The sequence below is a fragment of the Pseudomonas sp. GL_139_B genome (assembly GCF_057834475.1).
This window is the reverse complement of sequence record NZ_CM174403.1, coordinates 1,846,192-1,870,141: the sequence shown is the minus strand read 5'-3', so window position 1 is coordinate 1,870,141 and position 23,950 is coordinate 1,846,192. Positions and strand designations below refer to the sequence as shown.

Below are 23,950 nucleotides of genomic sequence, written 5' to 3'. Positions count from 1 at the left end.
CTCAGATCAAGTGATTGCGTCTGGCGAAATCGCGTAAATGCACTGACGCCTTCACGCCGAGCTTTTCGATCAAACGGGTCTTGTAGGTGCTGACCGTCTTGTGGCTCAGGTACATCGCTTCGGCGATGGCTTTGTTTGAGGTCCCCCGGGCCAGGTACTGGAGGATGGTCAGCTCGCGGTTGGAGAGTTTATCGATCATTTGTTTTTCGCTTTGCTGCAGCGCGTCCATTGATGCACTGGGCAGCTGCGCGAAATAGGTGTACCCGGCCATCAACGCGTGTATGGCCTTGTGCAATTGACTGAGGTCGTTGGTCTTGGCGACATAGGCCAAGGCCCCGGCGCGCATGCAACGTTCCTGGAAAAACAGCGGGTCAAGTGAAGTGAATACCAGCACTACACACGACAATCTGCTGGCTTTGATTCGCTCCAGAACGTCCAGCCCGTTACCGCCGGGCATCACCAGGTCCAGAATCACCAGATTGACTTTGTGCTCACGGAGTATCACCGATGCCTCACCAACACAGGAGGATTCATGAATCCGTTTGAAACCTTCCCGCTCAAGTACCAGTTTGACTGCGGCGCGAACCACCGGATGATCGTCCACAATCAGCACTGACTTCATGGCAACTCCCTGTGCAAAAAATCGACGATGAGGCCACGAATGCCCGCCGGAAATCTCCGGAATGCACGCAGCATCTGCGCGAAAACTCTTACATGGCGAGGAGATGAAAACCACCTGTCAAAAATGACAGTTCAGACGAGCGGTCACCTCGGTTCAACTCGCCATTTGCCGGTATCGCGCCGTCTGGCGATGTTGCGTACGAATCGACGTTCGACATCAGGCGCTTAACGCACATCAGATCAGGAAGCGCCACAGGACTCACCTGAATCGACTGTTTTAGGCAGAAAGGCATCGTCGCCAACTGGACAGTCGGGTCGTTGAAAATCAGGGCATGACGCACCTGGCAGCTATCGAGGAAGAACCCGCGCAGGTCCAGTAATCCAACCGCTAGAGAGGCATTGATGACTACCAGGTCAAACGGTTCGCAACCGTATTCGACCAAGGACAATAATTCTTCAAGGCTTTTAACCGGTGCCACCCGGTAGTAGCCCAAATGGTTGAACAGGCGCTCGACCTTCATCCGGTGAAAGTGTTGCTCGTCGGCAATCAGGATTCGTAATGCTTTGGTCGTCAAAGTGAGGTCCGCTGGGTATCGATGTGGTGCGCAAGACTACGGAAGCCTGATACCGGTTTATGTAGGACTTTTCCTGATTATTCGGTCTTCCTTTCTGATTTCAACGAGGGTTCAAGGCTGGATCTGTGATTCGTCGCGCGTTTGCAGCCAGCGCAAAAAACCCTCGCCACTCATGGGTCTCGCCTACCTAAAACGCTAAGCGGCATGATGGGAATGACATGACGCGGCGTTTTTTTGTTGCAAGTTCCCTTTCCACCAAAAGGGAATTGCAACCGGACGATTTACTGCCAGCCAAACCGGCGGATGTAGAACCCCTTCACCGCCTGCGTCAACGCCATGTACGCCAGCAAAATCACCGGCAGAAACACAAAGTACAACGATGGTAGCGCCTGCAGTTTGAAGTAGTGCGCCAGCGGCCCCATTGGCAGAAAAATGCCCACGGCCATGATAATCCCGGTCATGACCATCAACGGCATCGCCGCGCGGCTTTGCAGGAACGGGATTTTCGGGGTGCGGATCATGTGCACGATCAGCGTCTGGGTCAGCAGCCCGACCACGAACCAGCCGGACTGGAACAACGTCTGGTGGTCCGGAGTATTGGCGTCGAACACGAACCACATCAGTGCAAACGTGGTGATGTCGAAGATCGAGCTGATCGGGCCGAAGAACAGCATGAAGCGCCCGACATCCGCAGGTTGCCAGCGCTGTGGTTGCTTGAGCATTTCTTCGTCGACGTTATCGAACGGGATGGCGATCTGCGAAATATCGTAGAGCAGGTTCTGCACCAGCAGGTGCATCGGCAGCATCGGCAGGAACGGGATGAATGCGCTGGCCACCAGCACCGAGAACACGTTGCCGAAGTTCGAACTGGCGGTCATCTTGATGTACTTGAGCATGTTGGCGAAGGTACGGCGCCCTTCGAGCACGCCCTCCTCCAGCACCATCAGGCTTTTTTCCAATAAGATAATGTCGGCCGCTTCCTTGGCGATGTCGACGGCGCTGTCCACCGAAATACCGATGTCGGCGGTGCGCAGTGCCGGGGCGTCGTTGATGCCGTCGCCCATGAACCCGACCACGTGGCCGTTGCCCTTGAGCAAGCGCACGATGCGCTCCTTGTGCGACGGCGTGAGTTTGGCGAAGACGTTGGTGGTCTCCACCGCCACGGCCAGCTGGGCGTCGCTCATGCGCTCGATGTCGTTGCCCATCAGCAGGCCCTGCTGCTCCAGACCGACTTCGCGGCAGATTTTCGCGGTGACCAGTTCGTTGTCGCCGGTCAGCACTTTCACCGCTACGCCATGAGCCGCCAGTGCTTTGAGGGCCGGCGCGGTGCTTTCCTTGGGTGGGTCGAGGAACGCCACGTAACCGATCAGCGTCAGTTCCTGTTCATCGGCCAGGCTGTACGTGTCGCGCCCTTCTATCATCGGCCGCGCAGCCACCGCGACGACTCGCAGACCTTCGGCATTGAACGTCGCTGTTACTTGGCGAATCCGTGCCAGCAGTTCATCGCTCAGCGCTTCATCCACCACGCCGTGACGCACCCGTGTGCACACTGCCAGCACTTCTTCCACCGCGCCTTTGCAGATCAGCAGATGAGCATGCTCGCGCTCGGCGACCACCACCGACATGCGCCGGCGGGTGAAATCGAACGGGATCTCGTCGATCTTGCGAAACGCTGTGCCGACCTTGAGTTCACGGTGGATTTCCACGTGTTCCAGCACGGCCACGTCCAGCAGGTTTTTCAGACCTGTCTGGTAATAGCTGTTGAGGTAGGCCATTTCCAACACGTCGTCGGAGTCGTTGCCCCAGACGTCGACGTTGCGGGCCAGGAAGATTTTGTCCTGGGTCAGGGTGCCGGTCTTGTCGGTGCACAGCACGTCCATGGCACCGAAGTTCTGGATTGCATCCAGGCGTTTGACGATGACTTTTTTACGCGACAAGAACACCGCGCCTTTGGCCAGGGTCGAGGTGACGATCATGGGCAGCATTTCCGGGGTCAGGCCCACGGCAATCGACAACGCGAACAGCAGCGCCTGGGTCCAGTCGCCTTTGGTGAAACCGTTGATGAACAGCACCAGCGGCGCCATCACGAACATGAAGCGGATCAGCAGCCAGCTGACTTTGTTGACCCCGGTCTGAAACGACGTCGGCGCACGATCTGTGGCTCCGACCCGTTGCGCCAGGGCACCGAAATAAGTGTCGTTGCCCGTGGCGAGAATCACCGCCATCGCTGTGCCGGAGACCACGTTGGTCCCCATGAACAGGATATTGTCGAGGTCCAGCGGGTTGTGGGTGTCGTTGTCTTGCTGGCGCGGAAATTTTTCCACCGGCATCGATTCGCCGGTCATTGCTGCCTGGCTAACGAACAGGTCTTTGGCATTCAGTACCCGGCAATCAGCGGGAATCATGTCGCCGGCCGACAACACAATCAGGTCGCCCGGCACCAAGAGCTTGATCGGCAACTCGGTGCGCAGTGCGTCGCGGCGCAGGACTGTCGCGGTGTTGCTCACCATCGCCTTCAGCGCGTCGGCGGCCTGGTTGGATTTGGTCTCCTGCCAGAACCGCAGCAACGTCGAGAGCACCACCATGGAGAAAATCACGATGGCGGCTTTCATGTCCTCAGTCAGCCAGGAGATGACCGCGAGTAACGTCAGCAGCAGGTTGAACGGGTTTTTGTAGCAGTGCCACAGGTGGGTCCACCAGGGCAGTGGCTGTTCATGCTCGACCTCGTTGAGGCCAAAGCGCTCGCGCAGGGCGTCGGCTTCTTCTTCGCTCAGGCCATCGGTGTGGGTGCCGAGTTTGTCCAGCAGTTGACCGGTGTCGCTGTTGGCGGCACCCACCAGGGTTTGCGCCAGCGTCGGCGGTACTTCACGGCTGACCGTGGTGTCGGTGAAGGTTTCCAGCAGCGCCAGGCGACGGAAGTGCCGGGCGATGTGGCGGGTGCGCAGGAATCCGGCGAAGAATTCCTTGAGCAGGGTCAGGTTCATGGCGTTGCCCCCCAGGGTCAGCCGGGAAACCGTCGAGCAGGCGTGTCGAGTCGCTGCGATGACAACCAGGCAGGTGCCATCACACGAAAGTGTGTCGATGAGAGGACATCGGGATCGCGCCAGGACTGGCTCGACCGGGAGGCCGCTGCTCGCTGTACGGCGAGACAACGGCACAATAAAGCTGCGCGTTATCTTGCCGAGAAGGTGCCGGTTACTGAAACCGGCCGACTACTGTCACTCGAACAAGTACCCACTGTGGGTCTCCGCTATTGATGAAAACGCGCGATGCTTACGCCGCGATTTATGCAGAGTAAACGAAGGAACGGCGTGCGGTGGGGGAATCGCGGGGTTCTTCAGGAAGGGTTCAGCTTGCGCCATTGGCGCTGTTCTTCAGGGCCTCATTGCGAGCCAGGACTGTGAAATAAAATTCAAAGGAAAAGGATCAATGAGCGTCCCACTGGTGCATCCGCCCCCGGCAGTGCTTCATCGCATTGACGATGTGCTTTTCTACCAGGGCCCGCGAAATACCCAAGCGTTCGGCGATCTGTGGGGGCGAAAGAAACGCCCGGGGCTGTTCGATGCTGAAATTAAAAATGCCCGTGTCGTGAGAGGCGGGGGTTTTTTGGCTGGAATATTTGTGTTGAATGTCTGGCCGCCTTTATTCCGGCAAATGAACTCCAGGCCACTCAAACCAGTCAGCTAGTTAGGCCCTCACCACTATGCGCTAACTTTCATGCAGATCGCCCTCGACCCGCTCCATCCCGAACGACAAAGCGCCATCGACGCCCACGGCATCATCGGCGATATGCGCAGCGCGGCACTGGTCAATGACAAGGGCAGCGTGGACTTTTTCTGCTGGCCGGAATTCGACAGCCCTTCAATTTTCTGTTCGCTGCTGGATACGCCTGAGGCCGGTATTTTCCAGTTGTCGCCGGACATGCCCGACGCCCGTCGTGAGCAAATTTACCTGCCGGACACCAACGTGCTGCAAACCCGCTGGCTCAGTGAGCGCGCGGTGGTCGAGGTCACCGATCTTTTGCCTATCGGCGACAGTGAGGACGATCTGCCGCTATTGATGCGAAGGGTTCGCGTGGTCAGCGGTGAAGCGACGTTTCACATGCGCTGCGCCGTGCGTCATGACTACGCTCGCGCCAAGACTTGCGCACAAATGGATAAAAAAGACGTCACGTTCGTGGCCGCCGACCAGCTGCCCATGCGCCTGTCATCGGATCAGGTTTTGCGGATTGATGGCAATGCTGCAGTCGCCGAATTCACCCTCAAACAGGATCAGAGCGCACAACTCCTGCTGGGTGGCCTCGACGACCCGCGCTTCAAGGACGGTGCCGCCGCCATTTGCCTGGAACGCACCTTAAAGTTCTGGCGCGACTGGATCGGTCAGTCCAACTATCGCGGTCGCTGGCGGGAAATGGTCAACCGCTCGGCCCTCGCCCTGAAGCTACTGACCTCGCGTAAACACGGCGCCATTCTCGCCGCCGCCACGTTCGGCCTGCCGGAAACACCCGGCGGCGAACGCAATTGGGATTATCGCTACACGTGGATCCGTGATGCTTCGTTTACCGTTTATGCGTTCATGCGCCTGGGCTTTGTCCAGGAAGCCAACGATTACATGCGCTGGTTGCGCGGTCGGGTCAGTGACAGCCATGGAAAATCGATGAAACTCAACATTCTCTACGCCATGGACGGTCGCCAGCAGCTGCCGGAAGTCGAACTGCCACACCTGTCGGGCCATGGCGGCGCCAAGCCGGTGCGCGTCGGCAACGGCGCATACGATCAGGTCCAGCTCGACATCTTCGGTGAGCTGATGGATGCGATCTACCTGGTGAACAAGTATGGCGATGCCATCTCCCATGAAGGCTGGAAACACACGGTGGAAGTGGTCGATCAAGTGTGCGAAACCTGGCAGCAGAAAGACGTTGGCATCTGGGAAATGCGCGGCGAGCAGCATCACTTCCTGCACTCACGGCTGATGTGCTGGGTCGCACTGGATCGGGCCATTCGCCTCGCCTCCAAACGCTCACTCCCCGCCCCGTTCGCCCGCTGGGACCAGATGCGCCAGGCCATTTATGCCGATATCTGGGACAACTTCTGGAACGAAGAACACGGGCATTTCGTCCAGCACATCGGTGGCACCGCTCTAGACGGCTCGATGTTGCTGATGCCGCTGGTGCGCTTCGTCAGTGCTAAAGACCCCCGCTGGCTCGCCACCCTCCAAGCCATCGAAAAAACCCTGGTGCGCGACGGGATGGTCTACCGCTATCGCAACGAAGACACCCGAATCGACGGCCTCGACGGCACCGAAGGCGCCTTCGCCGCGTGCTCATTCTGGTACGTCGAATGCCTGGCCCGCGCCGGTCAGGTGGAAAAGGCTCATCTGGAGTTTGAACAGTTGCTGAGGTATGCCAACCCGTTGGGCTTGTATGCCGAAGAGCTGGACAGCCATGCGCGGCATCTTGGGAACACACCGCAAGCGCTGACGCATTTGGCGTTGATCAGCGCGGCGTGTTTTCTGGATCGGAAACTGAGTGGGGAGAAGAGTTTCTGGCAGCCTTGAGACCATGGCGCCCCCATCGCGAGCAGGCCATCAGCCACAACACCATTCACCGACAGAGCCCGTCGGAAATTTCACGTTTTGCGCGTCCACTTGTAGGAAAAAGTTTTGTCTACAAAGGGCTTAAACACCTCCCAAAAAACATAACAGCCCCACTCCAGTGAGACTTGATGGGGTGCTGCTGCCTGGAAACCTACAAAAGCCAAACAAGCATTCCCCCTACCCCCCAGCATCGTGCATTCCTACGCCCCGAAATACCTTGTTGCCAGTCGTTACATCCCCCCCTAACATCCAACGTCAACGGGCACAGCGGAGCTGTCCAATAAAACCCGAATTCAAGGAACCAGAATGAACCAGCGCATCCACCGCAGCATCGACTCCCCCTTCCGGTCAGGCCTGAACCGCGCTGAATTATGGGAAGGCCCCGACAAAGGCTTGATCAAATGTTGGGAAATCGGCCGCCAACGCACCTACCGCTTTCCCGAACTCGCCAAACGAAGCCTTGCCGGGGAACTGCCTGTGCTGGGCTGGAAGGGAGGCGTCAGTCGCAGCCTGAAGAAACTCGAAAAATACGGATCGCTCAAATACCTGGCGCAGTGGCAGGGTTTGCGCGGGGAAGATCTGGATATTGATTTGGGTGAAGAGCGGGCGTTGGCCTGCTCCCGAACCGGCATGATGGTGACCTTTACGCCGGATCGGTCGAAGTACTTTAATCAGGTGGCGGAAGTGGAAGCGTAAGCAGTAGCACTCATGGTCGATTGACTCCGGCAACGACCTGATCAAGAAACCGTTTGTTCCGCCCACTCATTTTGATTGGCCTTATGAGCGGCGCATACCGGTAGGTATCGGTCATAACATTCCCAAGGAAGCCCGAGACGATCCTCAAAACGCTACTGGATCTACTGCAACACCGACAGAAAACCGCTCGCGATAAGCCTGCGGTGTCACCCCCATAGCCCTTAGAAAACTGCGCCGAAGCGTCTCTTCGCTGCCAAAACCGCATTGCACCGCCACCCGTTTGATCGGCACGCCGGTATCGCTGAGCAACCGTCGCGCCGTTTCGACCCGGATCAATTCAATGGCTCGCGCCGGGGTTTGCCCGGTGTCCGCGCGGTAGTGGCGCACGAAGCTGCGCTCGCTCATGCCCGCCTGCAAGGCCAGAGTTGGAATGCCGAGATCTTTGGTCAAATTTTCACCGATCCAGGCATGAAGTTCGTCGAAACGCTCACCTTCCTTCTGCAAAGACAAGGTCACGCTGAACTGAGACTGGCCACCCGGACGCTTGAGGAATACCACCAGTTGTTGGGCGACTTCCAGCGCCATGTTGCGGCCAAGGTCCTCTTCGACCATGGCCAGGGCGAGGTCGATGCCAGCCGTGACCCCGGCCGAGGTCCAGACCGGCCCGTCGTTGATAAAGATTGGATTGGGTTCGACCTGCAGCAGAGGATACTTCTGCGCTAGCTGCTCGCAACGCGTCCAGTGTGTCACCACCCGTCGGCCATCGAGCCAGCCACTGGCCGCCAGCAAAAAAGCCCCGGTACACACTGACGACACACGCCGGCAAGCCGCTGCATGTTCACGCACCCATGCCACCAGCGTCTGATCTTCTGCAGCCGCATAAACGCCCCAGCCACCGGCAATGACCAGCGTGTCACTGCCATCCTCGGGTAACGCTTCAGCCAACAGCGCCAGCCCCGCCGACGACATCACCGCCCCGCCACCACTGGCAATCACCGACGGCGCGTAAGGCGGCGGCAGCCCTTTCTGGCGGGCAATATCGTTGGCCGAAGCAAACACCTGCAAGGGCCCGGTGACGTCGAGCAGTTGCACATTGGCAAACGCGAGCACGTGAATGGTTTTCGGCATGATTGGCGTAATTCGTGGGGTGATTGGCGGATACGCCAAATCCTACGAGCCTACAGTGAAGACGTCCACCCACCTCAGGAGAAATAAGCCATGACGTTGCAGATCGGTTTTCTGTTGTTTCCTCAGGTTCAGCAACTCGACCTGACAGGCCCTTACGACGTATTGGCCTCTTTGCCAGACGTAAAGGTGCACTTGATCTGGAAAGACCTGGTGCCCGTCACCGCGAGCACGGGGCTAATGCTGAAACCGACCATGACGTTCGATGATTGCCCGGCGCTGGATGTGATCTGCATTCCCGGCGGCGGTGGCGTCGGGCCGTTGATGGAGGATGAACAAACACTGGCGTTCATTAGGGCTCAAGCCGCCAAAGCGCGGTATGTCACCTCGGTGTGCACCGGTGCGCTGGTGCTCGGCGCCGCGGGGTTGCTCAAGGGCAAACGGGCGACGACCCACTGGGCCTATCACGAGTTGCTCAAACCACTGGGCGCGATCCCGGTGAAGGACCGAGTCGTGCGCGATGGCAATCTGCTGACCGGTGGAGGGATTACCGCAGGGATCGATTTTGCCCTGACCCTGGCGGCTGAACTGTTCGACAAAGACACGGCGCAACTGGTGCAGTTGCAACTGGAATATGCCCCGGCACCACCGTTCCAGTCGGGCAGCCCTGAAACAGCGCCGCAAAGTGTTCTGGACGAAGCACATCGCCGTGCAGCTGCCTCGCTTGAGCAACGGACGCAGATCACCGAACGGGCAGCGGCCAGACTCTAAGCACCGCCAGACTTTTCGACAGGCGAAAAAAAACCCGCCGAAGCGGGTTTTCCCAAGACCATTGTCGACTCCCTGTCGGTAGCCAATCCTTGCTGATGGTCGATCATCCGTGATCCTGAAGCGCTTCCTGTGCTTCAGTTGATGGGGCTAGATTACGTGTCGGATCCAATGTGCAATAGACGACATAGCTACCACCGCGTGTAAGACATTCGCTATAAGCACCCTTCCGTAAACCCTTAGACACCTAAGGGATCCGGCCTGGAGGCCCCGAGTTTAGCGACCTGTAACCTCAACCACCCTCACGTTCGTGAGCTTTGGCGCTTTCAATCAAAAACTGTTCGATGTTGTTCATCTGCTCTTCCCAACCACGGCTGTCCATGCGAAACGCTTTTTCGCGACGCGCCTGGGGAACGTGGTCGAAACCGGATTCAGACACCTTGAGCAGCGTGCCGTTGTCCATGTCTTCGAGCTCGAACTTCACCAGCGTGGTCGGCTCCTGGGAGTAGTCGACTTCCGGGTTGATGGCGTAAGGGTGCCAGCGAAACGAAAACAATCGCTCCGGCTCGACCCGCTCCACCAGCACATTCCACAGCAAGTGCTCATACCCGGGATAGGTGATCTGCCCCTGGGTCCACTCACCGGCGACGAAACGCTTGCCTTCCAGTGCCACGCCAAACCATTGCCCGAACGCCTCGGCATTGGCCAGCACGCGCCAGACGTGTGAACGCTTCGCCTTGAGCAGGATTTTCCTTTCGATGCGATCTGATGCTGGGTTCATAAGTCACCTCCTGTACTGAACAGTAGGTCAGTAACAACCACAAGACCAACCCTAAAAATGTACCAATCGCTTGTCGCGATCAACCATGCCCGCAATATTCGGCCGCATTTGCGCGCATAAGTTCGGCTTTGCAGACGAGACAGTTGACTGGCAGCGCTCTACAGCGCAGGTCACCCTCGGTCGACGAATCGCTACACTGCTCCCCAATTTCCCCTTGTCACAGCGAATTACCTCCATGAACTCACGCTTTCTCCTGGCGCTGGCGCCTGTGATGTTTACCTCAATGGCTGTCGCCGCGGACTGCGAAAACGCCAGCGACCAGGTCACGATGAACCAGTGCGCGGCGCAGCAGCATGCCGCGGCCGACAAGGACTTGAATGCGTTGTATCAGCAAATCACCACGCGTCTGAAAGGCGAGCCCGATCGCAAGAAATTGTTGGTGGGGGCGCAACGGGCGTGGGTTGCGTTTCGGGATGCCGAGTGCACGTTTTCGGCTTCGGGGGTGGAAGGGGGCAGCGTGTATCCATTGATTTACAGCAGGTGCACCACTGACTTGACCAGGGCGCGGGTTCAGACGTTCAGGAATTATCTGAAGTGCCAGGAAGGGGATGTGGGTTGCCCGGTGCCAGGGGTTTGATATTGGGGTGTTTGGGAGGGCCTCATCGCGAGCAGGCTCGCTCCCACATTGGTCCTGCGTTCACAGTTCCAGTGTAGGAGCGGGCTTGCCCGCGAAGGCGTCCGATCAGGTAACACCGATTACCGGACAAACACCTGCGCCGTAGTAATCGCCATATCCCCACCCGGCATTTTGATGCTGCCGATCTGCTTCAAGCTGTCGGCATCAAAAATCGCCACGTCGTTAAACGTCCCGGCCAGGTAGATCTTGCTGCCATCCTTGTTGAAGGAAATGCAGTAGTAAGAATGATCCAGCGTCGCCGACTGGAGCATTTTCTTTTCCTTGATGTCGTACTTGGCCAAGCGGTTCAGCACCCCGAACATCAGGTTCGGATCCTTTGGCGAGCGCATGCCGCTGAAGTAGATTTCCGTCAGGGGGCCGAAGTCGGTGGTTTCGGTCTTGCCGGTTTTCAGGTCGATGCTGAACAACCCGTAGAGGTATTCGGCGGTCAACGGGTCCTGCTTCTTGTCCTTGAATTTCGCGGTGGTGTAGAGCAGCGAGAAATCATGGCGATAAGTCTGCTGGTTCCACACGTAGAGCACGTCCGGCGCGCTGTAGTTCGGGCGTTTCCAGTGACGGCTGGGGATCAGCACGTCGAACTTGCCGGTGTTTACATTGACCTTGTAGACGTCCGCCCCGGCCACGTACAACGTGCCGTCATCGCCGCTTTGCATGATGGTCAGTTGCCGCGGCGCCGGGAAACTGCGCACGGGTTTGGCGTCCATGCCGGCGTCAGTCTTGTACACATCGAGCCGCGGCTGCTGCACTTCGTAGCGGTCATTGAGCATCAAAGTCGGGTTGGCAATGGCAAACAGTTCCTTACCGTCGTGGCTGAGGGTGAAGGCAAACATTGACCGCGCTTTCTCCCCCGGCTTCTGGGTGATGCTGGCGTGGAATACCTGCTTGCAGTTGTCCAGTTCGACGCCATAAACATCGGCGTAGTGGTTGTTCAGCACATAGGCAATCTTGCGATCCGGCGACAGTTGCACGGTGCCGGGGCCGAAGGCGTCGGGCATCTTACAGGTCTTGAACAGGGTGTCAGTGGCCAGGTCGATGACATGCAGGTTGTTCGGGTAATTGGTGGTCACCATGTACTCGTGACCGTCTTGCAGTGCAGTGTTTTCATCGGCCAGAACAGTGAACGAACAAGTGCTCAGGACGGCGAATGCGGCCAGGCCGCAGGCTTTGATGCTGTGCATGCTGGAATCCTTCTTATTATCTGATCACTTGTCTTTGGGGAAGACAGTGCCGAGGTTGCGCCAGTTTTCGTTGGACGCCTGGGCATCCTTGTTCCAGTCCGGGTAGGTGCTCATCATGTCGGGCACCTGGGCCGGCCACCAGCACGGGTCGGAGCAGCCATACAGGTCGGCTTCCATCGGCTGGCACAGCGACGACACCCCGCCGAACGCATCGATTTCCCAACCCGGGTCAGTGGTCGAGGCGCAGCCCGCAACAGAGCTCATCGCCACCACTTCTTCGATACGGTTTTCGGCCGCGGCCTCGTCCAGTTTCAGCGCTTTGTTATTGATTGCCTTGAGATGTTTCATATCAGTGAGCCTTGCGCGGAGTGATGTAGCTGCTGATAAACGCAGGGTTATGGGCCATGATCCGGGTGTAGACCTCGATGCCAAAGTCGACCCAGTCACGCATCAGTTCGCAGTAGTGATAGGTCGGGTGGGTCGGGTCGCCGTAACGGGCGTAGCTCTCGTGGTAGCAGCCGCCGGAGCACAGGTTGCGGATCTGGCAGTCCTCGCAACCGGTGTTGGTGCGGTCGAGGCGCTGGGACAGGAAGTCGTTCAACTCCACCTGTTTGACGCCGCTGTGCACGTTGCCGAAGGTCGGCAAACTCGAACCGGTAAAGCGGTGGCACAGGTTCAGCTCGCCCTTGTGATCCACCGCCAGCATCTTCAGGCCCGCGCCGCACGGCAGGGCTTTTTTGTGGCCTTCGTGGATGTCGGTGATCAGCTGGTGCAGGTTGGAGAAACCGATATTGCGGTGTTCCAGCGCTGCTTCCAGGTAACGGCGGCCGAGCTTCTTCATGTTGGCGAAGACTTCGATCAGCTCGTCGCTGGACAGGTTGAAGGTGCTGATATCACCGGAGGTCACCGGGGCAAACCCGACTTCGGCAAAACCCAGTTCATTGAACAGGTGATCCCAGATGGTTTCGACGTCGGTGACGCCAGTGGTCAAGGTCACCCGCGCGCCAACAGGACGGCTGTTGTAGCGCGACAGCAGCATCTCGGCCTTGCGCCTCACCACATCATAAGTGCCCTGCCCGCCTACGGTGATGCGGTTGCGGTCGTGCACGGTTTTCGGCCCGTCGATACTGACCGAGAGCCCAAAACGGTGGGCGTTGAGGTAGTCCACGGTTTCTTCGGTGAGCAGCGTGGCATTGGTGGTCATGACGAACTCGACGAACTTGCCGGCTTCGCGGAAACGCTTTTCGCAATAATCGACCATGTACTCGATCAGCTTGCGGTTGCTCAGCGGCTCGCCACCGAAAAACACCACGGTGAAACGCTCTTCGTCCGGGGATTCGCGCAGCAGCATCTCCACCGACGCAACCGCCGTTTCGACGTCCATTTTCTTGCCCGCCGACGGTTTGTCGAGGTCTTCCTTGTAGCAGTAGGTGCAGCTCAAATTGCAGCCGGTGTTGACGTTGAGCACCATGGTATTGATCGCGGTGCGCTCGACCCGTTTGGTGCCGATGTCCGGGGTCAGTGGCGAGCCGTCGCTGACCAGTTCCAGAGACATCAACTCACGCAAGGTCTCGGTGATTTCCTCGCCGTTGAAGCGTGAGGACAAGCGCTGGATCAGGTCGTCCGACGAACAGCCGGGACCGCGCAGGGTATCGATGATGGTCCCGGTCAGCTCATCGCTGGCGAACAGCGAACTGCTGGGAATGTGAAACAGCATGCGGTCGGCGTCGACATGCACTTCGTGCAGGTTCCGTTCGACCAGATTCAAAATAGCGCCCATTGCAACCTCCTGTGCAAACCCCGTTTGACGGGGCCTGCGGTCATTCCGAAAAAGTGTCTGAAGCCGTAGGGATCAGCGAACTCATGGAATGGGTGGATTGTTCCAGCGTTGCACGGTGACGATCATATGGCCTTCGCCGGTCAGGGATTTCCCTGCATCGTCGACGGCGGCAATCACCTTGAGGTTGCCGGCATTGTTGGTGGACATTTTGCGTTGCGGGTTCGGCCCGGCATCGCCCGGTGTGAACACGCCGCTGTCGGCCTGCATGGTGCCGGCGAACTTGACGTCTTCATCTTCCTTGGCGCGATCATCGAAGGCTTCGACCTTCCACTGCGCCGGGAACACACCGATGCGATACGGCTTGCCGTCAGCGCCCTTGCCCCAGGCTTCGGCGTCGAAACGGCCCTGGACTTTCGGCGTCGAACCACCGCCCTCGCCGATTCGCGCCACCGAGAACTCCGGCACGACTTTGACTTCGGCGATTGAGTTGTAGACCGACAGGGTCGGACCTTTCAGCGAGCCGACAGAGACGTTGCGCAGACCCGGTTGGGCGTTGGCGGCAGCCTTGAGTTTGACCTTGATCCGTTCCGGGCTCTGCTCGACGATTTCGACGACTTCCACGCCTTTGCCGAAGTCCGGTTTGCCGCTGAGGCCGCTGCCGACCAGGGTGAACTCCGTTTCGCTACCGGCCTTCAGATAACCTGGCTGCACCGCCAGCAGACGGTTGGAACCCTGCTTGGCGGCAACGAAGTCCAGCCCGCGTTCATCATGCTCGGCCTCGAACATGCGGCCCTGCATCGCATTGCCTTGAACGGCGAACACCTGGCGCATGGTCACGCCGTCGATGATCACGTTGCCGCGCCATTCGTAGCCGGTGTAGAGAATCGCGCTGCCGTCGCCGTTGAACGGAGCACCGTCGGCGTACTGGCCTTTCACGGCGATCTTGAAAGTGTCGCTACCGTCAGCGCTGACGGTCATCACGCCGGCCAGTTCGCCCTTGCCCGGCAAGTGGCCGCTGAAGCTCCAGTCGCCCACCAGCGCAGCGGATTTGGGTGCTACGCTTTGCCATTTTTTCCAGGCCGGGTTATCCAGCGGATAACGCTTGGCCAGCAGCGGCACCATCTCTTTGCGAGCGATGTCGAACCAGTCGCGGTCCCGGGCCAGGGCCTGGTATTCGAGGGACGGCCATTGGCCGAGGTGGAAGTTCACCAGACGTTCCCATTCCTGGGCCGGACGCCGTTGCAGAGCGACCCGCGCACCGGAGTGGCAGCGGCCACACATCTGGCTGGTCTGGTCGTCGAACTTCTCGACGGTATTGAGCCGGCGTTCCAAAGCATATCGCACGCCATCGGTCTCGCTCGGTGCCAGGCCCTGGGTGTCCGCCAGGTACTTGACCAAGGTCCTACGGTCGTCATCGCTGATTTGCAAACCGTGCATGGTTTGCATCCGGGCGATGCTCATCAGCCAGCCTTCCGGGGTCTTGCGCTGGTGACTGATGCGACTGAGGCCGTTATCGGCTTCGGGAGTATGACAGCCCTGACAGGTTTCCTTGAGGATGGTCTGAGCGTCGCGGGCTGCCAGGCTGTAAGGCGAATGCAGCGCCGCACAGGCGGCCACGGCCAGCAGGCTGGCGCTCAAGCCTGATCGGAGTTTTCTCTTCATCAACGTCGAACCTCGCACGGTGCGTTCTTATTGTTGTGGCTTATCGTTTTTATGGTTTCTGCCGCCGGCGGCGAACCGCTGACGGAGGCAAGAGAAACGTCTGCGATGACCAATACACGGAGCGTGCCAGCTTGCCGATATCCTTATATATCAATCAGTTGCGTGAAAAAATCGGCGCTCGAACCGCTTTCGACGAGATCGCCTGCGTCTAATATCGCGACAGCTGTTGCAGTCTGAGACAAGCATAGATGCTAGTAGAAACAGCTCATCGCCCGACGATTGACGGCATGGGGATGCGAGCGCGAAATGGGTGTTCACTGATTGCCAGCAAGGGGATAAAAATGGCAAGCATCACTGTCTTGGCGGGGGACTTTCTGCAGGGTGATGTGAGTACAGGGACGGCGTTTTTTCCCTCAGGACACCGCTTCACCCGTGACCCGGCCTTAGCCTCCCGCTCTCAGCGTTCAAGCGTGTGGAAATCGCCAACGAGGAGTCGATCAACAACTTCAAGGATGCCATCGGGTTCGGCGTGGCGGGCGCCATGCTGCTGGGCCCCATCGGCGCGATTGCCGGGTTCATGTTGGCCGGCAAAGAGACTGAAGTGACCTTTCTGGCCACGCTCAAGGATGACAGGACGTTACTGGCGGCCCTTGATAGCAGCACGTTCGATGAGATTTCGCGAAAAACCCCCTCATGAACACCTAAACGCGGGCCGCACCACACGCGGTGGTGCGGCTGACGCTGGTTCAACTTAAAAACGTTGGATGGACGCCTTTGTGTGCGTTGATCTCTTGCTGCATCTGCGCCACCAGCGTCGCAATAGCATGCGCCGTATCCAGTCCCCAGACGGGAACGTGGGTCGCCACAAGGTCCACTTTGCCGGTCATGCAGTCGCAAACCCGAATCGTCATTGACTGATCCGGGGCCATGCTGCAGGTGCATATCGAAGGCAGAAAACTCTGCTCAATGATGCTTTGAATCTCCAGGGTTGAAAGGTTCATCACAACCTCCCTTGCGCGAGATGTGTGGCCGGGTAAATGTTCCGTCGTTTCACCCACCGAGCAAAAAAATTCTAGCCCTCAACTCAAGGGGGTTCAATGTCGCAACCGGGTTGCTCGTCGTCTCAGCGGATGTCGCAATTTGCGAAAAAAATCTCCCCGCAGCCCTCCTTCTGCGCCCGGCGATCCCCGACTAACCCAAGGCCCGCCTGACCTTGCCGCGACTTGGCACAGCCATTGCGAAAGCCCTGTTCTCACGAACAATAAGAGGCTTCGCCATGTCGCTCCCTAATTTGCTTCCCGCCACCTCCGCGTTCATCCAGCGTGCTCCGCGCATGCTGATCGGCGGCGACTGGGTCGAGGCCGCCGACGGCCAGACCATGCCCCTGCACAACCCGGCCACCGGCGAAGTATTGTGTGTGGTGCCACGGGCCACGCCCGACGATGTCGATCGCGCCGTGCTGGCCGCGCGTCAAGCCTTCGACGATTCGGCCTGGACCCGCACCCGCCCGCGCGAACGGCAGAATCTGTTGTGGAAACTCGCAGACCTGATGCAGCGCGATGCCGAGCTGCTGGCGCAACTGGAATGCCTGAACAACGGCAAAAGCGCCGCCGTCGCCCAAGTCATGGACGTGCAACTGGCCATCGATTTCCTGCGCTACATGGCCGGTTGGGCGACCAAGATCGAAGGCTCCAGCGTTGAGGTGTCGTTGCCATTGATGCCCAACGATCAATTCCACAGCTTCATTCGGCGTGAAGCGGTGGGCGTGGTCGGCGCCATCGTCGCCTGGAATTTCCCGCTGCTGCTGGCCTGCTGGAAACTCGGCCCGGCCCTCGCCACCGGTTGCACCGTAGTGCTCAAACCGGCGGATGAAACCCCACTGACCGCGCTGAAACTCGCCGAGCTGGTACTGGAAGCCGGCTACCCCGAGGGCGTATTCAACGTGGTCACCGGCACCGGCATCACCGCAGGTTCCGCCCTGACGCACAATCCGCTGGTGGACAAGCTGACCTTCACCGGCTCCACCGCCGTGGGCAAGCAGATCGGCAAGATCGCCATGGACTCCATGACCCGCGTGACCCTGGAGCTGGGCGGCAAATCACCGACCATCGTCATGGCCGATGCCGACCTGCCGAGTGCCGCCGCCGGTGCCGCCAGCGCGATTTTCTTCAATCAGGGTCAGGTGTGCTGCGCTGGTTCGCGGCTGTATGTGCAGCGCAAACATTTCGACAACGTGGTGGCGGACATCAGCGATATCGCCAACGCCATGAAACTCGGCAACGGCCTGGACCCAAGCGTCGAAATGGGGCCATTGATCTCGGCGCGGCAGCAGGAGCGCGTGTTCGGGTACATCGAAAAGGGCCGGGAAAGCGGCGCGACCATCGCCTGCGGTGGCGAGCAATTCGGGCCGGGGTTTTTCGTCAAGCCGACGGTGATCGTCGATGTCGATCAGAAGCATTCGCTGGTGCAGGAAGAGATTTTTGGCCCGGTGCTGGTGGCGATTCCGTTCGATGACGAAGCCGATGCGTTGCGCATGGCCAATGACAGCCCTTATGGGCTCGGGGCGAGCATCTGGTCGAATGATCTGGCGGCGGTGCACCGGATGATTCCGCGGATCAAATCGGGCTCGGTGTGGGTCAACTGCCACAGCGCCCTGGACCCGGCGCTGCCGTTTGGCGGGTACAAGATGTCGGGGGTTGGGCGGGAGATGGGGTATGCGGCGATTGAGCATTACACCGAGTTGAAGTCGGTGTTGATCAAGCTGTGATTATCGGCGCTCTTTAGGCCGTCATCGCGAGCAAGCTCACTCCTACAGGGGGATTTGTGATCGACACAGATCCACTGTGGGAGTGAGCCTGCTCGCGATAGGGCCAGACCGGCCACTACAAATCTCAGGGTTTGAACCCTTGGGCCAACAACCACCCCCGAACCACCCGCCCCTGCTCCACTGTCAACCCGGCCAACACCTGCTCAGCAGGCTCGCTGCGCAACCGCCGCACCAACGGCGCAACCTCAACCCCTTGCACATGCCAGATCCCCAACGGCTGATCCGTCGTGATCACCACTTCGGCTTCATCGACAAAACTCTCATTCAACACTGGCGCCCGCTCAATCCTCAGCGCGGTAAAATCCGCCTCGGCATGGGCTATCCCAGCATCCGGCCACTGTCGCCGAGCCTGCCAGAATGGCTGGTCCAGCCAACGCTGTTCATCGGCATAAAAATCACGACCAATCCGCGCAAAGCGTAAAAACAGCTGTTCCACACGTTGCTGATGAAAGCGCTGTGCCAGGGCTGTTCGCTCAGGCTTTCGCAACAGCGTGTTGATCACTGCAGGCGCCTGTAGCGCCGAAGACAATGATTGAAAAATCCCGTTGCCCGACAGCGGATCCACCGCCATCGCCGCATCCCCGACCCGAATCCAGTTTTGGCCGCACACCTGCGGGCACAGTATCGCGGTGCTGCTGCGGGCATGCAGTTGCAGGTCGGTTTCAGCCGTGTCCCCGAAAAACGCCTGCGCCAGTGCCGAGCCTCGGCGCCGCTGACGACAATAGTCGAGCAACTGCGCCTTGCGCGGCAGTTCCGCGCTGGCCACGTCCACCGTCCACTGCCAATAACACTGGCCGTCAGCCCGCCGCGCCATCCAGGCCCAGCCATCCTCAAGGCTTTCCACTGCGCTGGCGGTGCTGCCCGGCATGGCCTGCCAGCGATTGAGCAGGCTGACCGTCTCCGGACCTCTCAGGCCTTTGCCGAGCGCCGGCGCCTGACGCCCTCGAGCCTCCACCAGAAAGTCCGCAACCAGCGTTTCGCACCCTTCGATCTCGATTCGATGCCCCGTAGCATCGGTCTGAACAGCTAGCACCCGACCTTCGATCACCTCAACACCCGCCAGCCGCAGGTCTTCGCGCAGGCCTCGGTCGAATACTGGACGGTCCAACAAGAATTCAATGTTCTGCGCATGCTGCTGACCGTTCCACGACACCTGCCGCTGCGAAGGCAACGCCGCATCCGCCAGCGCCTGATGCAGGCCCGCGCCGCGCAAGGCCTCCAACACCCGCACCGAAACACCTTCCAGCGCGGCAAATCGGCGCCACTCGCTGACCAGCGTTACGGGATAACCGAGCCGCCGCAAACCCAGGGCCACCGCCGCTCCCGCAGGTCCGGCGCCGAGAATCACCATCATGGCCCCATGCGCCGTTCAGGGCCGCGATAACGCGCGTGCTCGCGCAACCATTCGAGCACCTGCTCGTTGCTCGCCTCAGGGTGTGTAACCAGAAACGCGGCGATGTGCCCACTCAATGCGGCACACCCCAGGCTGGCGCCGGACTGCCCCGGATAAGTCCCGTGCACACACGCGGCGAAATCCGCTTGCGCGCTGTGGAGCCACGACCATTCCTGTTCAGCGCAACGGGCGTCGCCGGTGACGCGCAGCACCTGCGGATAATTCGCCGGGAACACGCCCTGGCCTTGCGCCGGACTGGATGCGCAGAGTAGAACCCCGCGTGCCACCGCCGCTGCGCAGGCTTCGCGCAACAGGCTGCGATCCTGTCGCAAGCCGAGGCTCAGATTGATCAACCGAACGTCCTGTGCCACCAGCCAGTCGATGGCGCTAGCGATCTGCAAGGCGCTGGTGACGCCGCGCTGGTCAAATACCTGCCCCACGCAAAACAGCGCCGAAGGTGCCCGCCGCCCGATGGCTTCAATCACTGCGCTGCCGTGGCCCAGCGGATCGTCGCGCAAGTCGCTTTCGGCGAGTCCATCGTCCAACAACGAGAAGCGCCGGCCGGCGATGACTTGCACCCTTTGCGCCACCGAATGCCCGCTGTCGACTACACCGATTCGCAGTTCAGGCTTCATGCAGCACCGTTTTTGAAGTGAGCACGCCGTCGAGCAATTCAAAACGCAGGTCAGCATCGGCCAGGGTTGAGGGACGGTGGCTGATCAAGATTCGTGTCCGCCCGGCAAACAATCGGTCGATGGCCTCGATCACTTCCCGTTCGGTGGCTTCATCCACCGCCGATGTGGCTTCGTCGAGCACCAGAATCAGCGGGTCTTGCAACAGTGCCCGGGCAATCGCGATGCGTTGTTTCTGCCCGCCGGACAACTGCTGACCACGTTCGCCCAGCGGACTGTCCAGACCTTCGGGCAACGATTCGATCAGGCTGTCGAGTTGCGCCAGCCGCGCGACTTCGGCGATTGCCTCGCGACTGGCGTGCGGCACCGCGTAAGCGAGGTTATCGGCGAGACTGCCGCGAAACAGCACAATGTCCTGACTGACCACGGCGATCCGCCGACGCAGCTGGAACAGGTCCAGTTCCCGAAGGTCGACCTCCCCCAGCAACACCCGGCCGGACTGCGGGTCATGGTGACGTTGCAGCAGGTCGATGAGGGTTGATTTACCTACCCCGGAGCCGCCACTGAGGGCGACTTTCAAGCCGTAGGGAATGCTCGCTTCGATACCGCGCAAGGTCGTCGGGCGACCGGGATGGCTGAAATGCACATCGTCGAATCGCAGGTCACCGCAGGCAGGCATCGGTTGCGGTTGGATCGGCGTCAGAACGGTTGGCTCTTCGCCGCGCAGTTCCATCACGCGTCCGAGGCTGACGGTCATCCGTTGAATGGCGACGTAAAGTCCGAGCAGGCTCTGAACCGGTCCGACGGCCATACCCAGATAGGTAGAAAACGCGATCAACGCGCCCAACTGCCAAGTCCCCTGTACCACCCAGTAACCGCCAATCAAAAACGCACAGGCACGGGACAACGACGTCAATGTGCCCGGTACGGCCTGGGTAAAAAACTCGGTGACTTGCAGGCGCAGCAATTGGCTCATGTACCCTTGGCCCAGCGTTTCCAGCCGTCGCGCTTCCCGCTGTTGCTGGCCGGCGGACTGAATGAACTTCATCACCGGCAGCGTCTCGACCATGAACGAGGACATGTCCGCCGAGCGCTCGCGCAACTGCCGTACATCGCGCTCGACCTTACGTCGCATCCAGCGCAGCCAGAGCACGTCAAGGGGGATCAGCACCAGCGCCAGCAACGAGAGCTTCCACGACAAGGTCAGCAACATCGCCACCGCGCAGACCAGACCGATCACGCTCGACACCGCCGAGAACAGCGAGTCCACGGCAAAACGCTGGATCTCAGCGACGTCACCATCCAGGCGCGACATCAAGTCACCAATCCGCCGTTGCCCGTAAAAACCCGGTGAGAGCGTCTGCAAATGCCGATAGAGGTCATCACGCAGGGCAAACAGAATCCGCCCGGACAACCGCGTGTGCAGGTAGCGATTGACGCCCGACAGTGCCGTGCCCAGCAGGCCGGCAACGATCATCAGCCCGGCAATCAACACCAGCATCGGAAAATTGCGCGCCAGCAGACCATCGTCGATCAAGAGCTTGGTCAGCCACGGTTGCACCAACACCAGCAGCGAGGCGCACACCGACAAACCGAGCAGCCCGGCGATGGCCAAGCGATGTGGCCGCACAAAGCTGTAGAGCCAGCGCAGTGCCGCTTGCAGGGCTTCGGGATTCTGGCTGTCAATCAGCCGAACGATCAGGCGCTGCATCACGAGCGCAACTGTTTGAGCTTGCGATACAGGGTCGCGCGACTGATGCCCAACGCGTCGGCGGCGGCCGAGACGTTGCCCTGATGAGTGTCCAGGGACTGACGAATGAGCTCCAGTTCGTTTTCACGGATGCTGCCGGCCTGGGGCCGTTCGGTCGCGGTCAATTCGTCGAGCATGCTGTCAGGCAAGTGGTCGAGGGTGAGGACAGTTTCCCCCGGTTCGCGCATGGCCAGTGCGGTGCGCAACACCATCTCCAGTTGGCGGATGTTGCCGGGCCAGTGATAGCCGCTGAGCAGGCGGTTCAAATCGTCATGCAGTACGACGGTCGGTGCATCGAGCCTGGCCAGCAAACGCCCGACCAACGCACTGAAATCTTCGCGCTCGCGCAAGGCCGGGAGCATCACGCTGATGCCGTTGACCCGGTAGAACAGGTCTTCGCGGAAGTGCTTTTCTTCCACCAGACGCTTGAGGTCGCGGTGCGTGGCGCAGATCAACGCGACGTCAATGTCCTGCTCTTCACCTGCACCCAGCGGCGCGACTTTGCGGTCTTGCAGCACTCGCAGCAAACGCGCTTGCAACGCCAGCGGCATGTCGCCGATTTCATCGAGAAACAAGGTGCCACCGTGGGCCTGTTGCAGGCGACCAATCATGCCGCCACGGCGGGAGCCGGTGAAGGCGCCTTCACGGTAGCCGAACAGTTCCGACTCGATCAGGCCTTCGGGGATCGCTGCGCAATTGACCGCGACGAAGGGTTTGTCGCAACGGGTTCCAGCCATGTGCAGGGCGCGGGCGATGACTTCTTTACCGGTGCCGGTTTCACCGAGCAGCAACACCGGCAATTCATTGGCCAGGCCTTGCCGGGCCATGCGCAAGGCTCGGGCATAACGCACGTTACTACCGGCCAGTGACTCAAGGTCCGGCTGGGGTTTCGCGGTTTTGGCGGTCGTGCGAGGCGGGGTGCTTACGTTGATTGACCGCTGAGGCGCACGCAAGGTTTTGTAGAAGAACTCGCCTTTGGCGGTTTGCAGGCTGCCGACACCGCCCTGGTGCAGACGAGACAATAATTGCAGGCCGTCGACCCCGAGAAACTCTTCACAACGCCGACCGACCAGCGCCGAACGTTCGGCGTGGAGCAACTGACAGGCCTGGGCGCTGACTGCGAGGATCTGACCGCCAAGGCTCACCGCCAGCAGGCCTTGCCAGGGGGATTCGAGGTATTGGCGACGGCTGTGGAAGGCCAGCACGATTTCGTCGGGATAACTGGCGTTGAAAACGCGGCTTTCTATCTGGCTGACGGCCATCGCCAGCAACGCAGTACTGTCATGAGCGCGACCGAGCGGGCCTTCGCGGGTCAGGTCGAGCACGCCGAGCATGCCGCCCTGCGGACAATGGATCGGCACCGAGGTGCAGGAGAAATCGGTCAGGCGATCGAGGTAATGTTCGCCGCAATCGATCATCGTAGGCCGGGCTTCGACCAGTGCGGTGCCTAGCGCGTTGGTGCCGCGAGCGGCTTCGCTCCAGCAGGCGCCCAAGGTGATGTCTTGCAGGCCGCTGTCCTTGAGGCGGTCGGCGCGTCCTTCGACGGCGAGAATGGTGGCGTCGGAGTTGGCGAGGATAATCAACCCTTCCTTGCCCTGACGTTCGGCCAGGTAATCAATCGCCGGCAATGCCGCGTCGATCAGCAGTCGGTTGCTTGCCAACAGCACGTCGAGGCTGGCGCTCGATTCCAGCGCCAGCTCGTGCTTGCCATTGAAATGCACGCCATGACTGAGGCTGCGCCGCCAGGACGCATCGATTTCCGCGCGCAATACGCCATCGGGGACTTCGCCCTCCAGATGGAGTTTTTCCCGGGCCAGCCGAGCTTCGTGGTGACGTTTCGGTGGTGTTGTTTTTATTGGCGTCATCAAGC

At 59.7% G+C, this 23,950-nt stretch carries 19 protein-coding genes and 2 pseudogenes; 6 read left to right on the top strand and 15 right to left on the bottom strand.

Annotated elements, in window-relative coordinates; genetic code table 11:
* Position 1 precedes the first annotated feature (1 nt).
* From AC3ISI_RS08580 to AC3ISI_RS08565, 4 genes and pseudogenes are all read right to left on the bottom strand, one after another.
* On the bottom strand, positions 2–622 hold the full coding sequence (locus AC3ISI_RS08580; RefSeq protein WP_489336402.1) for a response regulator: 621 nt from the start codon (positions 620–622) through the stop codon (positions 2–4).
* An 88-nt stretch (positions 623–710) separates the two neighbouring features.
* A complete protein-coding gene (locus AC3ISI_RS08575) occupies positions 711–1,196 on the bottom strand; it encodes a response regulator (protein ID WP_489336401.1) in 486 nt (161 codons plus the stop codon).
* 281 nt (positions 1,197–1,477) lie between these two features.
* A complete protein-coding gene (mgtA, locus tag AC3ISI_RS08570; RefSeq protein ID WP_489336399.1) occupies positions 1,478–4,180 on the bottom strand; it encodes a magnesium-translocating P-type ATPase in 2,703 nt (900 codons plus the stop codon).
* 442 nt (positions 4,181–4,622) lie between these two features.
* A pseudogene (locus AC3ISI_RS08565) lies at positions 4,623–4,739 on the bottom strand (sigma factor-like helix-turn-helix DNA-binding protein); the annotation flags it as partial.
* A gap of 174 nt (positions 4,740–4,913) precedes the next feature.
* Between AC3ISI_RS08565 and AC3ISI_RS08560 the strand changes: the two are divergent.
* Positions 4,914–6,752 carry a glycoside hydrolase family 15 protein gene (locus tag AC3ISI_RS08560; protein ID WP_489336398.1) on the top strand — a complete coding sequence of 613 codons (1,839 nt, stop codon included), beginning with the start codon at positions 4,914–4,916 and terminating at the stop codon, positions 6,750–6,752.
* A gap of 345 nt (positions 6,753–7,097) precedes the next feature.
* Positions 7,098–7,487 (top strand): hypothetical protein, encoded by a 390-nt coding sequence (locus tag AC3ISI_RS08555; protein ID WP_489336397.1) that lies wholly within the window; start codon positions 7,098–7,100, stop codon positions 7,485–7,487.
* 144 nt (positions 7,488–7,631) lie between these two features.
* Here the strand turns inward: AC3ISI_RS08555 and AC3ISI_RS08550 are convergent, their stop codons facing one another.
* Positions 7,632–8,615 carry a GlxA family transcriptional regulator gene (locus tag AC3ISI_RS08550; protein ID WP_489336396.1) on the bottom strand — a complete coding sequence of 328 codons (984 nt, stop codon included), beginning with the start codon at positions 8,613–8,615 and terminating at the stop codon, positions 7,632–7,634.
* Positions 8,616–8,705: 90 nt separating this feature from the next.
* Between AC3ISI_RS08550 and inhA the strand changes: the two genes are divergently transcribed.
* Positions 8,706–9,383 carry an isonitrile hydratase gene (gene inhA / locus AC3ISI_RS08545; protein WP_489336395.1) on the top strand — a complete coding sequence of 226 codons (678 nt, stop codon included), beginning with the start codon at positions 8,706–8,708 and terminating at the stop codon, positions 9,381–9,383.
* 289 nt (positions 9,384–9,672) lie between these two features.
* On the opposite strand, the gene AC3ISI_RS08540 is transcribed toward inhA, so the two are convergent.
* The gene (locus tag AC3ISI_RS08540; protein ID WP_489336394.1) at positions 9,673–10,161 is read right to left on the bottom strand and encodes an SRPBCC family protein; all 489 of its coding nucleotides are present in this window, start codon (positions 10,159–10,161) and stop codon (positions 9,673–9,675) included.
* A 235-nt stretch (positions 10,162–10,396) separates the two neighbouring features.
* Here AC3ISI_RS08540 and AC3ISI_RS08535 point away from each other — a divergent pair, with 235 nt between their 5' ends.
* The gene (locus tag AC3ISI_RS08535) at positions 10,397–10,798 is read left to right on the top strand and encodes a lysozyme inhibitor LprI family protein (RefSeq protein ID WP_489336392.1); all 402 of its coding nucleotides are present in this window, start codon (positions 10,397–10,399) and stop codon (positions 10,796–10,798) included.
* A gap of 119 nt (positions 10,799–10,917) precedes the next feature.
* Here the strand turns inward: AC3ISI_RS08535 and peaD are convergent, their stop codons facing one another.
* The 4 genes from peaD to peaA all read right to left on the bottom strand — a co-directional run bounded on the left by peaD (position 10,918) and on the right by peaA (position 15,478).
* A complete protein-coding gene (gene peaD, locus AC3ISI_RS08530) occupies positions 10,918–12,036 on the bottom strand; it encodes a quinohemoprotein amine dehydrogenase subunit beta (RefSeq protein ID WP_489336391.1) in 1,119 nt (372 codons plus the stop codon).
* Positions 12,037–12,060: 24 nt separating this feature from the next.
* Positions 12,061–12,384, bottom strand: coding sequence for a quinohemoprotein amine dehydrogenase subunit gamma (gene qhpC / locus AC3ISI_RS08525; RefSeq protein WP_008145336.1), 324 nt, complete (start codon positions 12,382–12,384; stop codon positions 12,061–12,063).
* A 1-nt stretch (position 12,385) separates the two neighbouring features.
* Positions 12,386–13,816 carry a quinohemoprotein amine dehydrogenase maturation protein gene (gene peaB, locus AC3ISI_RS08520; RefSeq protein ID WP_489336390.1) on the bottom strand — a complete coding sequence of 477 codons (1,431 nt, stop codon included), beginning with the start codon at positions 13,814–13,816 and terminating at the stop codon, positions 12,386–12,388.
* An 81-nt stretch (positions 13,817–13,897) separates the two neighbouring features.
* A complete protein-coding gene (gene peaA / locus AC3ISI_RS08515) occupies positions 13,898–15,478 on the bottom strand; it encodes a quinohemoprotein amine dehydrogenase subunit alpha (protein WP_489336389.1) in 1,581 nt (526 codons plus the stop codon).
* 341 nt (positions 15,479–15,819) lie between these two features.
* Here peaA and AC3ISI_RS08510 point away from each other — a divergent pair.
* Positions 15,820–16,175, top strand: a pseudogene (locus AC3ISI_RS08510) (hypothetical protein).
* A gap of 49 nt (positions 16,176–16,224) precedes the next feature.
* Here the strand turns inward: AC3ISI_RS08510 and AC3ISI_RS08505 are convergent.
* Complete coding sequence (locus tag AC3ISI_RS08505) at positions 16,225–16,479, bottom strand: DUF1652 domain-containing protein (protein WP_489336387.1); 255 nt, start codon at positions 16,477–16,479, stop codon at positions 16,225–16,227.
* A 275-nt stretch (positions 16,480–16,754) separates the two neighbouring features.
* Between AC3ISI_RS08505 and AC3ISI_RS08500 the strand changes: the two genes are divergently transcribed.
* A complete protein-coding gene (locus AC3ISI_RS08500; RefSeq protein WP_489336386.1) occupies positions 16,755–18,245 on the top strand; it encodes an aldehyde dehydrogenase family protein in 1,491 nt (496 codons plus the stop codon).
* Positions 18,246–18,369: 124 nt separating this feature from the next.
* Here AC3ISI_RS08500 and qhpG read toward each other — a convergent pair whose 3' ends face one another.
* From qhpG to AC3ISI_RS08480, 4 genes are read right to left on the bottom strand one after another with little or no spacing between them, the layout of a single operon-like run.
* Entirely contained in the window at positions 18,370–19,659 is a 1,290-nt protein-coding gene (gene qhpG / locus AC3ISI_RS08495; protein WP_489336385.1) for a flavin-dependent monooxygenase QhpG, read from the bottom strand.
* The gene (gene qhpE, locus AC3ISI_RS08490) at positions 19,656–20,333 is read right to left on the bottom strand and encodes a subtilisin-like serine protease QhpE (RefSeq protein ID WP_489336383.1); all 678 of its coding nucleotides are present in this window, start codon (positions 20,331–20,333) and stop codon (positions 19,656–19,658) included. The genes qhpG and qhpE overlap by 4 nt, the downstream gene beginning before the upstream one ends.
* On the bottom strand, positions 20,323–22,041 hold the full coding sequence (locus AC3ISI_RS08485) for an ABC transporter ATP-binding protein (RefSeq protein WP_489336381.1): 1,719 nt from the start codon (positions 22,039–22,041) through the stop codon (positions 20,323–20,325). Before AC3ISI_RS08485 ends, qhpE begins: the two co-directional genes overlap by 11 nt.
* The gene (locus tag AC3ISI_RS08480; protein ID WP_489336380.1) at positions 22,041–23,945 is read right to left on the bottom strand and encodes a sigma-54-dependent Fis family transcriptional regulator; all 1,905 of its coding nucleotides are present in this window, start codon (positions 23,943–23,945) and stop codon (positions 22,041–22,043) included. The genes AC3ISI_RS08485 and AC3ISI_RS08480 overlap by 1 nt, the downstream gene beginning before the upstream one ends.
* Between the last annotated feature and the right edge of the window lie 5 nt (positions 23,946–23,950).